We start from the raw sequence: 15,561 nt of genomic DNA, 5'->3' as shown, positions 1-15,561 counted from the left end.
AGCCCCCCGGAGGATGCTCCGAGGGGCTGCGTGCGGAGGGCTCGTCGAGCGGCGACTCAGCGGCCGAAGTAGACTGTGCCGCCGAGGTTGATGGTGGCGCCGCCGCTGGTGTTGGTGGTGCGCGTCACGAAGCCGGTGTTGTCCACCTCGACGAACTCTGGGCGCGGATCGGAGTCGACGCGCTGGCGGAGGAACCCTCGCACGTCGAGGTTGAGCGCGATGGCGGGGTTGAGGCGGAACTCGAAGCCCGCTCCGGCCTCGCCGCCGAGGTGGACGAAGTCACGCGTCGCGCCGACGTTGTTCTGTGCACGCGCCACCGACACTCCCGCGCCGACCAGCGTGTAGAACTGGAAGCGGTGCCGCGGATTGACGAAGAAGCGCACATCCGCGCGGACGGGGATCTCGACGCGGTCATTGCCGACGTAGTCCGTACCACCGAACACGCCCGCCGTGACGTCGATGGCCATGAAGCGGACGGGGCGGATGCGCAGACCGGCCGCGAAGCCGCCCATCTGCACGTCGGGTCCGACGATGCCGCCGAGCTCTGCGTGGAAGCCCACGATGCGCCGGTTGGCGTCGTCCATGGTCCAGCGTCGTGTCGGCTGCACCACCACCTGCTGCTGCGGCTGAGGCTGCATGACCACGACCTGCTGCTGCGGAGGGGGTGGCGCGGGCTGCACCACCACCACGCGCTGCGGCGGCGGCGGCGCGGGCTGCACCACCACCACGCGCTGTGGCGGCGGCGGCGGCGCGGGCTGCACCACCACCACGTGCTGCGGCGGGGGGGCCACTGGCTGCACCACCACCGTGGGTGGGGGCGGCGCGGGCTGCACCACGACCGCGCGGCGACCTGTGCGCACCTGGACGGTGGCACGACCTCGCGGACCCTGGGCGTCGGCGCAGAACGTGGCGTCAGGGGCGCACTGCGCGGAGGCCTGCTCGGCCACGCTGCAGAGACCCAGTACGGTGGTGAGGAGGATGGAGAACTTCGTGATCCGAGTCATTTCGGAAGAACCCTTGGTGGTGTGCCGGAGCAATCGTTGCGGGGCGCGGGTGCGCATGGCCACGATTGTACGCAAGGAGAGTGCCAGCCATTCACCGTCGGGGCGAGTTCCTTCGAATGGGCCGATTGTGCCGTGGATCGCGCGTCTCTCGACGTATCCGGGCTTCGGCGCGCACGGCGACCCGTGAAGCGTCGTTCACACGCTCCTCGGTGCATTCACGTCAACCAAGGCCCACCACGCCCAGCTGACCGAGGGGCTGGACGTTCACCTCGGGGGCGAGCTCCTGATACGACAGCACCGTCACGTCGGGCAGCTCCACTTCGAGCAGCCGGCGCAGGAAGCGCCTCACGTCGCGCTGTGTGAGCACCACCTGACGCGTAGGCTCGAGGGGGCCAAGGGTGCGCCTCGCGGACTCGATGATGTCGCGGGCCTGATCCGGAGGGAGCGCGAGGTAGGTCCCCCCCGCCGTCCGCTGGATGGCGTCCCTCACCGAGTCCTCGACCATGCCGTCCACGGTGTAGACCGCGAGCGTGCCGCCTGGTGCGTGACGGTGCGTCAGCTGGCGACGCAACGACGCGCGAACCAGCTCTGTGAGCTGCACCGGATCTCGCTCCGTGGGCGCGTGAACGGAGAGCGCCTCGAGGATCTCCCGCAATGGGCGGATGGACACACGCTCCTCCACCAAGCGCCGCAGCACCTCCGTGAGCAGGGGGAGGCTGACTGGCTTGGGGGTGACGTTGCGCACCACCGCCGGATAGGCGCGCTCGAGCTGCTCGAGCATGGACTGCACCTCCTGCAGACCGAGCAGCTCGGTCGCGCGTCGCGCCACGCTCACGTTCAGGGCGCGCGCCACGAACGCCGCCGCAGGCAACACGGTCACGCCCGCCTCCTCCGCGATGCCTGCCTGAGACGCGTCGATCCAGCACGCAGGCGCGCCGAGCGGGTCGGTCGCGGGGAGGCTCATCAAACCCACGGAGGCCAGCGCTTCGGGCGAGTCCAACGCGAGCGCGTGTCCGCTCGGCACCTCGCCGCGAGCCACGGGCACTTCCTGGACGGCGATGACGAAGCCCTGCGGCTCGAGCGCGTTGGACTCCCGCACGCGCACACCAGGCACGGCAAGCCCGAGGTCGAGGAAGAGCGCATCACGGACGGCTGGTACGTGCTCCTCCAGCAGCTGCCCGCCACCAGCGCCGTCAGTCATCAGCTGCGATAGCTCCGTGCCTAGCTCGATGGCGATCGGAACGACGATGGGCACCATGGCGGCGCGGGCGCGGGTCTCTCGCGCGCTCTCCCGCTCGATGTGGATGGCCTCCGCCGACACCGGGACGCGCTGCTGCGTGCGCAGGGTGTGCCCCGCCGCGAAGAACGTCCCGGCGAGCACGAAGAACGGAACCGTGGGGAGCCCTGGGACGATGCCCAACAAGGCGAGGAACCCCGCGCCGATGAGCAACGGCCGTGGATGCCCGAAGACCTGCGCCGCGACGTCGGCGCCCAGCGAGGCGTCCGCGTCCTCACTCGCGACGCGTGTCACGACCAAGCCCGCCGCCGTCGAGATGAGCAAGGCGGGGACCTGGGATACGAGTCCGTCGCCGATGGTGAGCAGGCTGTAGGTGCGCAGCGCGTCGGCCACGCTCAGATCCCTCTGCAGCACGCCGATCAAGAGGCCCCCGAGGACGTTGACGACGGTGATGACGATGCCCGCGATGGCGTCACCCTTGACGAACTTCATCGCCCCGTCCATCGCGCCGTAGAACTGGCTCTCGCGCTGGATCTGGTGGCGCTTCTGCCGAGCCGCGTCCTGGCTGAGCGCGCCGCTACGGAGCTCGGCGTCTATGCTCATCTGCTTTCCAGGCATCGCGTCGAGGGCGAAGCGCGCGCCGACCTCCGCCACACGCTCGCTGCCCTTCGCGATGACGAGAAACTGGATCAGCGTGAGGATGAGGAAGACCACGCCGCCCACCACGTAGTTGCCGCGGACCACGAAGTCCCCGAACGCTGCGATGACCTCGCCCGCGTCGGCTTGGAGCAAGATCAAGCGGGTGGACGAGACATTGAGCGCGAGACGGTAGAGGGTGGTGACCAGCAAGATCGTGGGAAACGCGCTCAGCTCGAGGCCGGAGCGAATGTACATGGCCACCAGCATGAGCAGCACGGCCACCGCGATGTTGGCCGCCACCAACACATCCAACAGCGGCGTGGGAAGCGGAATGATCATCATGCCGACAACCGACAAGACCACACAGGCGAGCAGTATGTCGGCAGATGTGCGCTTCAACATACACGAGAGGTAGCGCGCTATGGACGCTGGGCAAGCAGCAGCGGCTCGAGGTGGGGCACGGGCGCTCCCAAGGCTTCGTCCCAGCTCTGCCCATCCACCAAGACGCGCAACGCACGCACGACCCCTGCGTGAGCCACCAACAGGTGCGCACCGGGCTCGAGGGCGTCGAGCCAGCGCGACACCCTGTGCTCGAGGTCACGGGGACACTCCCCTCCCGGTGGGGCCTCCTCCCGCCAGCGCTCCATGTAGCGCGCAAAGGCCGCAGGCTGCTCGCGCTCGATGCGGTCCCACGGTCGTCCCTGAAAGGCACCGCAGTGGACTTCGTGCAGGCGCAGGTCCACGCGGTGAGGACACCCCCACGCCGCGGCGAGGAGGGCAGCGGGCTCCGCGCACCGCGACACTGGCGAGCTGTGCACCACGTCGGGTATCTGCGTCAGCCGGGCGCGCATGGCGGCAGCGGCCTCGATGGGCGCCATGAAGGTGGCGACGTCGTGCTGACCCACGCACAGACCCTGCGCGTTCGTGGGCGCGTGTCGGATCGCGGTGAGCGTGAGGGACGGACGCACTACCGCCACGCCAGCACGAACAGCACGACGCACTCTGCGACCTGCTCGGTCGCTCCCAGGAAGTCGCCCGTGATACCCCCGGCGCGGGCACGGAAGCGACGCCCGAGCGCGGCGGTGACCACGGTGAGCGCCCCGGCCATGCACAGCAGGCGCGCCGGGGACAGGGCATCGGCCAGCACACAAGCGAGCAACAGCAGCGCGACCCAGAAGCTCGCGATGCGCAGCTCGGCCGCGCCGGCCCGCGCGACGAGTCGCGACTTGGGCTCCGCCACTGGCGACGCGCTGCTCACATATGGGAGCGCGCGCATGAGCGCGACCGCAGGCAGGCGCGCCACACCTTGCGACAGCAGCAGCCCGAGCGGCATCGCAGCGTCCAGCCGCGCCAGCAACGCGCCGCGCAAGGCGAGCGTCAGCGCCAGCGAGGCGGCGCCGTACGCGCCGATGCGCGAGTCCTTGAGGATCGCGAAGAGCTTCTCGCGCTCGAACGCGCCGCCGAGCGCGTCCGCCGTGTCGGCCAGGCCGTCTTCGTGGAACGCCCCTGTGAGGAGGAGCGAAGCCGCCAGCGCGCTGACCGCGGAGACCGTCGCGCCCAGGTGTGGGACGAGGACCCACGCCAGGCTGGCGAGCGCCACACCGAGCACGATGCCGACCAGCGGGAAGTGCCCCACAGCGCGCCGCCACTCGGCGTCCGTGTAGACCCCGCCGCCCACCGGGATGCGCGTGAGGAACACGAAGGCGGCACGCACGCTGCGCCCCGACCACGAAGAGGCGGTCGCCTCCTGGGACTCGCTCTGCACCGTGCCTCAGCTTTCGGGCCAGCGTCCGCTGACATCGGACCAATCGACCTTGGCGTCCGGCCGCGACACGGCGACGACGCGCATGCGGTAGATGACGCGCACGACCGGCGACGTCTCGGAGATGCTCGCGCGGTTGCCTACCTGCTTGGAGAGCACCGCGTGAGCACCGACGCGCGGGAGCGGGTGGGACACCGTCAGGATTCGACCACCGGGGCCACGCTCCTGACCGCCGAGCAGGGTGGCCCCGCGCATCTCGTGGTGGTCGTTGGACTGGTAGGTGCCGCGGTCGAGCACGGTCCGGCAGACGAGCCCCGCGTCGAACGCATAGATCGTGTTGGCGGTCCAGACCTCGACTGCGCGCCAGTGGCCCTGGAGCAGCTGTGGAGGCCCGCTCTCTTGGACCAGCTCGAGCTCGACGCCATGCGCCTCGACGCCTTCGGCCTCGCCGCGACCGATGGCGGGTGCCGTGCGCATGGGCTGGGTAGTGCGCACGTCGGGCTCGGTGTCCGAGAACCCTCGCTGGGTGGTGGTGCCGCGGCGCTTGTGGGTCGACATGGTTTGCCCCGAGGGTACCAGAACGGGAAGGACTCGGGTGATGCAGAAGCGCGCCCAGGGGGCGCCGGGACACGCGCTTCCTTCGAGGGACGTCCCCTCGCGGAGCACGGGGGGACTGCTAGAGTCCGACCATGGATCGCGACGCCCTTGCCCGCTTCATGCGCTTCGAGCACCGCACGTTCCGCTGGAACGACGGCGAAGACCACAGCCGCTACGAGGCTGTCGAGAGCACGGACGAGGGGCTGCGTTGGTACCGCTGGTCCCATCACCCCGAGCTGGACCAAGGGGGGGCGCAGGACGTCGCGCTCCAGGGCTACGCGGCGTTCCTTGCGGACGGCCCCTTGCGCGCCCTCCCGGAAGAGGTCGCGCACCGGCTGCGGGAGCACGTCGCGAAGCTGACGAGCCAGGATTGAGCCCCGCGCGCGCGCGAGCGGTGGTATCAAGGCGCTCATGAGCACGAGCGACGAATCAGGGCGGCTGTCTGGGAAGGTGGCCATCGTCACGGGGGCCAGCCGTGGCATCGGCGAGGCCATCGCGCGGCAGCTCGCCCGCGCCGGCGCCAAGGTGGTCCTCGCGGCGCGCAAGGCCGAGGCGCTCGAGGCCGTCGCGGAGGACATCCGCGCGTCCGGCGGTGAAGCGCTCGCCGTCGCCGCACACATGGGGCAGGACGACGGCCGGAGGGCGCTGGTCGAGCGCACACTGGAGCGCTTCGGGCAGGTAGACGTGCTGGTGAACAACGCGGCCACCAACCCCCACTTCGGGCCGATGATGACGTGCGACTGGGGCGCGTTCCGCAAGACCTTCGAGATCAACCTCGAGGGCTACTTCGGCATGACACGCGAAGTGGTGGCGCACCTCGCGGCGCGCAAGGCCCCGGGCTCGGTCGTGAACATCACCAGCGTGGCTGGGATCCGAGGGGCGCCAATGCAGGGCGTGTACGGCATGACCAAGGCCGCGGTGGTCTCCATGACCCAAACGCTCGCCCTCGAGCTCGGGCCGGCTGGCGTGCGAGTGAACGCGATCGCGCCCGGCCTGATCGAGACACGCTTTGCGTCGACGCTCACCAGCAACGACCAGATCCGCAACCACATCGTGTCTCGCACGGCGGTGGGGCGGGTCGGGCAGCCCGACGAGATCGCCAGCGCGGTGGTCTACCTGGCGTCGGACGAGGCCAGCTACATGACCGGGCAGGTGATGGTCATCGACGGTGGAATGACGCTATCCTGAGCGAACTCCATGAACGACCAGAAGCAGAGGAACGCCACGCGCCGCGGCTTCGCGACCCCCGAGATCGACACGGCCGCGACGACCGGCGAGTTGATGCCGCCTCCCGCAGCGCAGCCTGCGGCGAGTCCCGGGGACACCCCCAGCGCGGCCCAGGTCGCACGACCGCCTGTGCAAGTGGGTCCCAGCATGGCGGACCTGCACGCGAACACACCCGTGGTGGAGATTGAAGTCATCCATCAACATGGACCGGCCCCCAACACGGACAGGCCGTTCCAGACACTCGAGGTGTGGACCCAGAACACCATCTACGTGATGGATCCGACCATGCAATGCGTGGGGGTCCGCGACCGGGCCACGCAGCAGACGCAAGCCGCACACCCCTTCATCGGGCGTCGGCTGGTCGGCGGGCAGACCCGCAACGGCGAGACCATCCAGCTGAGCTACCCCTATCCGCGACCGGGCACGGAGGCCGTCTTCGAGGAGGGGAAGCAGCGGGTGGGTGGCGGCTTCGGAGGCTTCGCGCAGACCAGCACGGTGACGCGCGTCGTGCTGCGCCTGCACATGGTGACCGTGACGCCCGCTGCCTTGACCCCGACGTGGGCGGAGATCACCAAGAACACGGGTGGCATGCCCGCCGTCAAGCTCTGACTCGGGAGGGCCGCAGCTCGACGCCGGCTGCGCGTTGGTCGGCGACCCGGGCGTCCCGTGAGGAGGGTTCGTCGGCCGCGCGGTCAGCGCTCACGCCGGACACGACGCGCAGAGAGCGCGTGGTCATAGCGGCGTCCGATGCGCGCCAGCTCGACGAAGGCGCGCGCGGCGTCCCCAATGCCCACTTTGGACCCCGCCACGTCCGTCCAGACGCGCAGCGGGACCTCGACGATGCGGTCGGCGGGGTCTACTCGCTCCGCTTCGTACTGCGCGATGTAGCGCGCCAGGATCTCCACGTCGAAGATCCAGCGTGAGAGAAAGGGCGCGTTCAGCACGGCGCGGAGGCGCCCGTCCACCCGGAACAGCTTGGCGCCACACTGCGTGTCGTAGACCGCGAGACCGAGGAGCTGCGACACCGCCGACGCAAAGACGCGCCCGTAGGCGTGGCGGTACAGCCGACGGTCGATGTGTCGGCCGAGGAGCGCCACGCGCGCGCCCAGCACCAAGTCGACCTGAGGGCGCCGCTCGAGCGTCTCCACGAACACCGCTAGCTCCTCGAGGGGCGTCGCCAGGTCGGCGTCCCAGAACCCGAGGTAGTCGTGCCCGTCATCGAGCGATGCACCCATCCCCGCGCGCACGGCTTCTCCCTTGCCGACGTTCCTGGGCAGCAAGGTGCACCGCACGCGATCGGGTTCGATCGTCGCGAGCCGCGCCAGCGACGTCGCTGTGCCGTCGGTGCTTCCGTCGTCGACGAAACGGAAGTGGAGCTCGTGTCCGGGGAGCGACGCGCGCAGGAAGTCGTCCCCGCGCAAGCGCGCGCTCTCGTTGAAGCAGGGGACCACCAAGCACACGCGCGCCATGAGGGCGCAACGGTGCCAGCCACCGCCGCGCGGCGCAACGTCCACGCAGAGGCCGGAGGCGAGCTCGGCGCACGGTGCTTCGACGGCGCTCGAGGAGGCTCAGCGCGTCCGTTCGAACACGAGCGTGAAGTTGTTGGCCGGCATCGCCACCTGCTCACGCAAGGCGAGCCCTTCGGAATCGGCGGCCGCCGCGACCTCGGCGACGTCCCGGACGCCCCACGCGGCGTCGCGGGCACGGAGGCTCTCGTCGAAAGCGCGGTTGCTGGGCGCCGTGTGCTCCCCGTCTACGCGGTACGGCCCATAGGTGAAGAGGCGTCCGCCGACTGGCAGCACGGCCCCCGCGCCGCGCATGAGCCCCAGGGTGGCGGTCCAAGGGCTGATGTGGATCATGTTGGTGCAGAGCAGCGCGTCAGCCCGAGAAACGGGCCATGGCCAGGCGCTCGCGTCCAGGCGCAGGGGCGCGCTGACGCAAGCGTGGACGCCGAGCGCCTCGCGCCATGCGGCGATGCTCGCGAGCGCGTCGTCTCCGACGTCGGTGGGCTGCCACGTCCAGCCCGCGAGGCGGGGCGCCAGGTGGACCGCGTGCTCGCCTGTCCCGCTCGCCACCTCGAGGAGCACCCCGCCCCCGGCGGGCAGGCGGCGCGACAACACCTCGAAGATGGGCTCACGGTTGCGGACGGTGGCTGGCGCGGAGCGCTTCGAGTCGGATACTTCCATGGTGTCGACAAGGTACCGAGCGCGCGCGCCTCACTCCCCCGAAAAGTGCTCGCTGCGGGTCCGCGGCCACGTCGGGCCCGTCGAAGCCGCAGTGCTCACGGTGTCCGCCCACCACGTCACGATGCTGCTGACGGTCACGCTGGCGCTGCTCGGCTGCGGGGACACGAGCGCTACGCCGCGTGACGTGTCGGCTGCCAACAATCCTCGGGCCGAGGGCGCCGAGAGCCACGACCACACCGGCGCCCCACTCACCGACCGTGGCGAAGCGGGCCACGACCCCGACGTGGATGACTCGGCGGACGAGCGTGACCCGTCCGCCGCCGCGCGCGAGGCGACGGCGCACGAGGCACCTTTCGCAGGTCCGACGGCGATCGTCGCGGGGGCCCAGCACACCTGCGCACTCGTGGGAGGGCGCGTACGCTGCTGGGGAGGGAACGAGTTCCACCAGCTCGGCGACCCGACGTCCGCGAACGGCCGCGGACGCTCGCGCGCCTCGCGCGAGGAGGTGCGCGGGCTCAGCCGCGTGGTAGTGCTGGGCGCAGGGACGCACCACACGTGCGCCATCGTCGAAGGGGGAGCGCTGCGCTGCTGGGGGCATGGTGGCTACGGCCAGCTGGGTGATGGTGGACGTGACGACCGCCCCGCGCCGACGACCGTGCCGCTGACGCAGCCTGCGCGGTCCGTCGCCGGAGGCGATGGGCACACCTGCGCGGTCGTCGACGACGGGGGGGTGTGGTGCTGGGGCCGGAACGACCACGGCCAACTCGGCGATGGCACCTTGACGGCGCGGGCAGCCCCCGTGCGGGTCCCATCCCTCGACGAGGCCGTCGCAGTGGCGGCTGGACGCCTGCACACCTGCGCGCTGAGCGCCAGCGGCCGGGTGTCCTGTTGGGGCGCCAACCTACACGGGCAGCTCGGACCTCGCGTCCGGGTGCGCGGCGCGCATCGGCCGACTCCCGAAGTGATCGCCCGGCTCGATGACGCGGTGGGCCTCGCGTCCGGCGTGGATCACAGCTGCGCGTTGCGACGAAGCGGGCGGATCGTCTGCTGGGGACGCAACGAGCACAGCCAGCTGCGACTGGACCGGCTTCGCAGGATGCCACAGGGAGCGCGACTGAGCCTGGGCGATGGTCACTCGTGCGCGCTGGTGCCTGGCGTCCGTCTCTCGTGCGTCGGCGCGAACCGGCGGCGCCAAGTCGGCCGCGGCGGCGCCGTGGTGAGCACCCCGCGGCACGTCCGGGACGGCGACACGAGCGTCGATGTCGCCGTCGGCTACAGGCACACGTGCTTCATCCGGAGCGAGGGCGGGATCACCTGCCAGGGGGAAGCCGAGGGCGACCTGCTGGGAGTCGAGCCCGAAGCCCCGAGCACGCGGACCCCGGTCGGCCGCGCGCAGCCATAGCCACCCTTCGCGCTGGCGCCCACGTGCCGCACGAATCGGCCCCCGCGACGCGCTGAGGTGATACAGTGGCCGTCGCAAACGCCACGCTGTGGCGCGCACTCGCACCCGCGGCGGGGGGCCTTCGCGGCTACCGCTTTTTCCATCGATGACCGACGCTCCACCGCCACCGCCCGCGCCCAAATCCGATCCCGCGCCGCCCGACACGGCGCCGCCCCCCGCGGCGAGCGCGCCTCCGCCTCCACCTCCGCGCGCGGCGCCGCCGCCGCCACCACCTCCCCGTGCCTTCGTGCCGAAGCCGCCCGTCCCGGGCGCCCCTCCGCGCCCCGCGCCTCCCCCGCCGCGCCCTTTCCCAGGGGCGCCGAGCGCCAGACCCTCAGCGGTTCGTGCGCCAGACAGCCTGGGCGGCGGGGCGCCACGCCGCACCGCGCTCCCACCCCACGCAGTGCCGCCACCTCCGGCCGTGTCGCGCATCCCGGACCTCAGCGACGCCGACGTCTTCAGCCCAGCGTGGCGGGTCGACTGGCTGGAGGCTTCCCTCGAGAGCGTGGACGAGAGCACCCCTGCGGGACAGAAGGCGGCGCTCTTGCACGAGCTGGGGCTCGCGCTCACCGCGCTGGGAGGGCGGGAAACGGACGCGCTCAAGGCGCACCTGCGCGCGTACTCCGAGCAGCCCTCGTTCCGCCCTGCCCTGGCGGAGTTGGTCAACGCTTTCGAACGCAAGCGCAACTTCAAGCACCTGAGTCGCCTTTACGAAGCGGAACGCAAGCTGGACGCAGAGGCTGCGGCGGGTTCTCGCCTCGACCTGGCCAACTTGGCGGAAGACCAAGGTCAGCCTCCAGACGAAGTGCAAGCCATGTTGTCGGACGCACTCTCCGCGACCCCCGACAACGCGCTCATCGCGCTGACGTTGGAGCTCGCCGCCCGCGCGAACCAGTCCCCGGATGATGTGCTCTCCGCGCTTCGCAGCCGGGTCGCGACGACGACCGACCCCGTCTTGCGAGCCACTCTCGCGGTGGACCTCGCGGTCGCGCTCGCGGCCGCCGGAGACGCCGACGAGGCCCTCGAGACCCTCGCGCGCGCCTCCGCCGAGGGGTGCGAGCTGCGAGCCATCTACGACGCGATGGAGCGCCTCGCGCAGCGGCACGAGCGACCCACCTGGGAGGTGCGAGCGCTCGAGGGCCAGGCCGCCCTCGGCGCAGCTGGGCGCCCGGAGACCGACGAAAGCGCCCCCGCGGATGAACGCGCCGCGCGCGATGCCACTGCCGCGAGCGATGCCACTGCCGCGAGCGATGCCACTGCCGCGAGCGATGCCACTGCCGCGAGCGATGCCACCGCCACGAGCGATGCCACCGCCGCGAGCGATGCCACCGCCACGAGCGATGCCACCGCCGCCGCGCGCTGGTTCGAAGCTGCGCAGCTGCGCGCCAACGCCCTGTACGATGCGACGGGAGCGCTCGTGGCGCTCGACGAGGCGATTCGACTCACGCCTCGAGATACGCTGCTGCGTTACGAGCACATGCTCGCCCACGAACGCGCGGGCAACCTCCACGGGGCAGCAGCGGACGCACGGGAGCTTCTCGCCAGCGACGCCGGCCCCGCGCTGGCGGGTGCGCTGTGGTTCCGAGTCGCAGAGGCTGCACGAGCCGAAGGCGACGACAGCGGTCAACGCGAAGCGCTCGAACGCGCCTCGAGCGCGGACCCCAACGCGGTCACCGTCCGGGTGGCGTTGCGCGATCTGTTGGCGCGGACTGGAGACGGCCCTGCGCAGCTCGCGCTGCTGGAGACGAGAGCGGCGGCAGTCTCAGGTAACGCACGCAGCCAGTGGCTCGGATGGGCCGCGCAGCTGGCGGCCACCGAGCTGGACGACAACGCACGCGCCAGCAAGCTCTTTCGAGACGCCGTGCTGGCGGCGACCGATCCGACGGACGCGCTGCGCGAGGCCTACGAGACCGCGATCCGCGCCGGCGACGCGACGACCGCCAACAACGTGTCGGCCGCGTTGGTGGAGCGAGACACGCCCGCCCGCGAGCGCGCACGGCTCCTGCGAGAGCGCTTCGAGCTTCTGCTCGGGCCGCTCGACGACGAGGCAGCCGCGCACGAGCTGCTGGTGACCGCCCTCGAGGATCCAGACGCGGAGGGGTGGGTCCGAGACGCTGCACGCATGGAGGGCGCCCTGTCGCGCAACTACGGCCTCCTCGCGCTGGCCCACGACGCGCTGGCGGTGGGGGTGAGCCCGGAGGTCGCGGCGGCGCACCACGTCGCGGCGGCGCGCGCGCGACTGCGCCAGAAGGACACCGACGGCGCGGAACGTTCCCTCCGAGCGGCGCTCGCGGAGTCTCCAGGAAGCCGCTACGCCGTGACGCTCCTAGAGGAGATCCTCCGCGCACGGGGTGACGCGGACGAGGTCGTGCAACTCCTGCGCAACGCGGCGGACGCGCAGCGCGGGGCCGAGGCCGAGGTCAACCTGCTGCTCGCGGGCGCTGCAGCGGAGATGGGCGAAGACCACGCCGTGGCGGCAGACGCCTATCGCGAGGCGCTCGCGCAGAACCCCGACGCCATCGCCTCGGTGTGGGCGCTGGAGCGCCTCGCCCGACGCACCAAGAACGCGGAGCTGCTGCGCGAGGCCCTGAGCGCACGGGCGGAGCGCGACCGCGTCGCATCGGCGGGGAGCGCCTCCATGCGCGGGGCTTTGATGTTGGGCGAGCGCGCGGCCTTCATGGACGGAGACTCCGGCGAGGCGCTGACTCAGCTGCAGAGCGCGCTGCAGGCCGACGACGCATCGACGCGGGCTGCCGCGGCCGCGGCGCTGCTCTACATGCCGTTGCAGGCGCACGGCGACGATGTGCTCGGCGCGGACGCCGCCCTGAGCGCGAGCATGAGCGCCCTGGTCGAGCGGCTCGGCGCGGAGGACCCTGTACGGCGCGAGCTCGAAGCCGCGTTCGCGCACACGGACGGCGGGAGCCGAGGGCACCGTGGCGCCCCCAGCGAGGGACCCACCGCCGACGCAAGCGACGACAGCACCCGCGAACACGACGTCGCGAGCGGTGGCTTGGATGGCGCCGCGAACGTGCTCGACGGTGTGGACGCCGTGCTCGAAGCCGAGCTCGCCAGCACGCGACGCGCACAGCGCACCACGACGGGAGCCGTGCGTGCCCTCCTCGAGGCATTCCGTGATGGTGGCCTGAGCTCTGGTGACCAAGGCCACCTCGCACGAGCCAACGCCTATCGGGACCTCGCGAACATCGCGCGCGACGAAAGCACGAAGCGCGAGCTGCAGCTGCACGCCATCCGCACGCGCTACTTGGCGGGAGACGACGACGCCGCCACGGACGCCTTCTTGTGGGCACAAGACCTGCTCGGGAGCGCTCGCGCCTCGCTGGAAGCCGCAGCGGCCGTCGACGAGACGAGCGACGCTGCGACCGAGCCCGCGGCGCGCGCGCTCGCTCTCGCGGGGCGCTCGTCGGTCTCCAGTCGTCGTGTCCGACACACGGTCATGACCGCGCGCGCTCGCGCGGAGCTCGCTGCTGGCAACTTCGAGACCGCGGTACGAGAGCTACGCACTGCCCTGGAGGAGGACCCGGAGGACCTGACAGCGTGGGAGGCGCTGCGCGTCGCGGCGCGTGAGGTGGGCGACTACGACAGCGTCGCGGAGTCCTGCGACAAGCTCGCGCGCCGCGTGGACGGGGAGCTCCGCGCGCAACTGTTGGAGGAGGCGGCCGTGTGCCTGATGGACCACATCGGCGACGACCCGGCAGCCGAGGAGCGCCTGCGTGCTGCCCTCGCGCTGGACCCGTCCAGGCCGATTCCCTTCTGGCGCCTGCATGACCTCCTCGCCGAGCGCAAGGACGACGACGCCCTCCTGCAGCTCGTGGACGCCCGGCTCGCTGCGGTCGACGACGCCGACGAGATGCCCAAGCTGTACTACGAGCAGGCACGTCTGCGGCGCGCGCGTGGGGGACGCGAAGACGTGCTGGAGTCGCTCGAGAACCTCCTCATGTTGGAGGAGGATCACCCGGGCGGTCTGGCGTTGGCCGTCGAGGTTCACGTCACGCTCGAGCAGTGGGCGGAAGCAGTGACGGCGCTGAGGGGGCTGGCCAATGCCGACGTCCCACCGGCCCAGCGACGCATCGCCCGTCTCGGCGCGGCCGACTTCCTCGAGAAGAAGCTCGGACGCTCGGCAGACGCCATCGCCGAGTTGCGCGCGCTCGAACCACTGGGGTTCGGCAACAGTGAGCTGTACGAGCGCATCGCCGACGTCGCGGACCGCGGCGCGCTGCCCGCGGAGGCCATCCGGGCCCTCCAACAGCAGCACGACTGCTCGCCGCCCGACGTGGGCGCGGCCGCGCTCCGCCGCGCCGGCACCATCGCCCGTGACGAGCTCCGCGACCGCTCGACCGCCATCGAGTGCTTTCGCGGTGCGCTGCGCGCGGTGCCCACCGACATCGCCGCGCTCGAAGCGCTGGGTGGGCTGATCCAAGACCCGACACAGCGCCGGGTGCTCTCCGAGGCATTCGAAGCTGCCGGACGTGAGGCGGCGAGCGGGCAGTTCAGCCCCGAGCTGCCACGCGTGCTCGTGGCGGCAGCCCGCCTGCGGGGCGAGAAAGACCTCACCTTCTTGGCGATGCAGACGCTCTTGGCCGTGGGCGTCGCCACTCCGGAGGAGCGCGCCGCAGCCGACGAGCACACCGCCATCGTGCGCCGTGTACGCGCCGGGCATCCGCTCGACGCCAGCGTGCTGAACCTCCTGCGCGCGCCTGGGGACGACGGCGTCGTGGCCGAGTTCGCCCAGCTCGTCGGCGAGAGCCTGACGACCGCCGTGGGGATGGAGCCCGCGCTGTTTCACGTCGGTCGTGGCGACCTCACGTCGACCAAGCCAAGCCCGCTCCGCGACGAGCTCAACGCCATCAGCGAAGCGCTGTGCGCCCCACTGGGAGACGTGTACGTCGGGGGCTCGGACGCCGCCCGGGTGACCGCCTTCCATGGCAAGAAAGAGCGCTCGACGTGGGTGGTGGGGCCGGGCGTGTTGGCGCCACTCGACACGGCCCGGCGATACCACGCCGGACGTGCGGCCTTCGCCACGTACGCGGGGTCCATCGCTTGGCTGGATCGCCCCGCGGAAGAGGGAGCCCTGCTGCTGGCCGCCGCCGCCGCTGCCGCCGACGTCGCGCTCCCAGCCATGTCTGCGCTGCCCACGATGGCGGAGTGGACCCGAGCCATCGGGAAGGCCATGCCACGCAAGGTACGCAAGGCCGCGAACGAGCTGGCGCCGCGCATCCCGGGTGGAGGTGCCACGCTGGTGAGCTACTGCCAAGCCGCTCAGCTCAGCGCGGCGCGCGCGGGGCTGGTGGTGTCGGGCGACCTGCACGGCACTCTCAGTCACCTGCACGGGCGCGAGCCCCGCGTGGCAGAGATCAAGAGCAGCCCTCTCCTCTCAGACCTGATCCTCTACTGGACGTCCCGAAGCTCACTCACGCTGCGGCGCGAGCTCGGACTGGCGTCGTGATACA

General features: G+C 71.4%; 12 protein-coding genes. 5 read left to right on the top strand and 7 right to left on the bottom strand.

The genetic code is table 11. The annotated features are described in order from the left end of the window. Positions 1-56: 56 nt before the first annotated feature. The 5 genes from H6726_10155 to H6726_10135 all read right to left on the bottom strand — a co-directional run bounded on the left by H6726_10155 (position 57) and on the right by H6726_10135 (position 5,200). On the bottom strand, positions 57-1,004 hold the full coding sequence (locus H6726_10155) for a hypothetical protein (protein MCB9657999.1): 948 nt from the start codon (positions 1,002-1,004) through the stop codon (positions 57-59). A gap of 220 nt (positions 1,005-1,224) precedes the next feature. Beyond that, complete coding sequence (gene sctV / locus H6726_10150) at positions 1,225-3,243, bottom strand: type III secretion system export apparatus subunit SctV (GenBank protein MCB9657998.1); 2,019 nt, start codon at positions 3,241-3,243, stop codon at positions 1,225-1,227. 56 nt (positions 3,244-3,299) lie between these two features. Further along, the gene (locus tag H6726_10145; protein ID MCB9657997.1) at positions 3,300-3,857 is read right to left on the bottom strand and encodes a histidine phosphatase family protein; all 558 of its coding nucleotides are present in this window, start codon (positions 3,855-3,857) and stop codon (positions 3,300-3,302) included. Then, the gene (locus H6726_10140; protein MCB9657996.1) at positions 3,848-4,594 is read right to left on the bottom strand and encodes an adenosylcobinamide-GDP ribazoletransferase; all 747 of its coding nucleotides are present in this window, start codon (positions 4,592-4,594) and stop codon (positions 3,848-3,850) included. Before H6726_10140 ends, H6726_10145 begins: the two co-directional genes overlap by 10 nt. Positions 4,595-4,651: 57 nt before the next feature. Further along, positions 4,652-5,200 carry a hypothetical protein gene (locus H6726_10135; GenBank protein MCB9657995.1) on the bottom strand — a complete coding sequence of 183 codons (549 nt, stop codon included), beginning with the start codon at positions 5,198-5,200 and terminating at the stop codon, positions 4,652-4,654. Positions 5,201-5,331: 131 nt separating this feature from the next. Between H6726_10135 and H6726_10130 the strand changes: the two genes are divergently transcribed. From H6726_10130 to H6726_10120, 3 genes are read left to right on the top strand one after another with little or no spacing between them, the layout of a single operon-like run. Then, entirely contained in the window at positions 5,332-5,613 is a 282-nt protein-coding gene (locus H6726_10130; protein MCB9657994.1) for a hypothetical protein, read from the top strand. A gap of 37 nt (positions 5,614-5,650) precedes the next feature. Then, a complete protein-coding gene (locus tag H6726_10125; protein MCB9657993.1) occupies positions 5,651-6,427 on the top strand; it encodes a glucose 1-dehydrogenase in 777 nt (258 codons plus the stop codon). A gap of 9 nt (positions 6,428-6,436) precedes the next feature. Next, on the top strand, positions 6,437-7,075 hold the full coding sequence (locus tag H6726_10120) for a hypothetical protein (protein MCB9657992.1): 639 nt from the start codon (positions 6,437-6,439) through the stop codon (positions 7,073-7,075). An 83-nt stretch (positions 7,076-7,158) separates the two neighbouring features. On the opposite strand, the gene H6726_10115 is transcribed toward H6726_10120, so the two are convergent. Continuing rightward, positions 7,159-7,935, bottom strand: coding sequence for a glycosyltransferase (locus tag H6726_10115; protein MCB9657991.1), 777 nt, complete (start codon positions 7,933-7,935; stop codon positions 7,159-7,161). A 99-nt stretch (positions 7,936-8,034) separates the two neighbouring features. Beyond that, the gene (locus H6726_10110) at positions 8,035-8,652 is read right to left on the bottom strand and encodes a DUF938 domain-containing protein (GenBank protein ID MCB9657990.1); all 618 of its coding nucleotides are present in this window, start codon (positions 8,650-8,652) and stop codon (positions 8,035-8,037) included. Positions 8,653-8,752: 100 nt separating this feature from the next. On the opposite strand from H6726_10110, the gene H6726_10105 reads away from it, so the two are divergent. Continuing rightward, the gene (locus tag H6726_10105; protein MCB9657989.1) at positions 8,753-10,054 is read left to right on the top strand and encodes a hypothetical protein; all 1,302 of its coding nucleotides are present in this window, start codon (positions 8,753-8,755) and stop codon (positions 10,052-10,054) included. 460 nt (positions 10,055-10,514) lie between these two features. Beyond that, complete coding sequence (locus H6726_10100) at positions 10,515-15,557, top strand: tetratricopeptide repeat protein (protein ID MCB9657988.1); 5,043 nt, start codon at positions 10,515-10,517, stop codon at positions 15,555-15,557. Positions 15,558-15,561: the final 4 nt, after the last annotated feature.

This window comes from Sandaracinaceae bacterium (assembly GCA_020633055.1).
Lineage (GTDB): Bacteria > Myxococcota_A > Polyangia > Polyangiales > Houyiibacteriaceae > JADJJE01.
The sequence above is the reverse complement of the archived record's forward strand: the minus strand, read 5'-3'. Positions and strand labels throughout refer to the sequence as shown.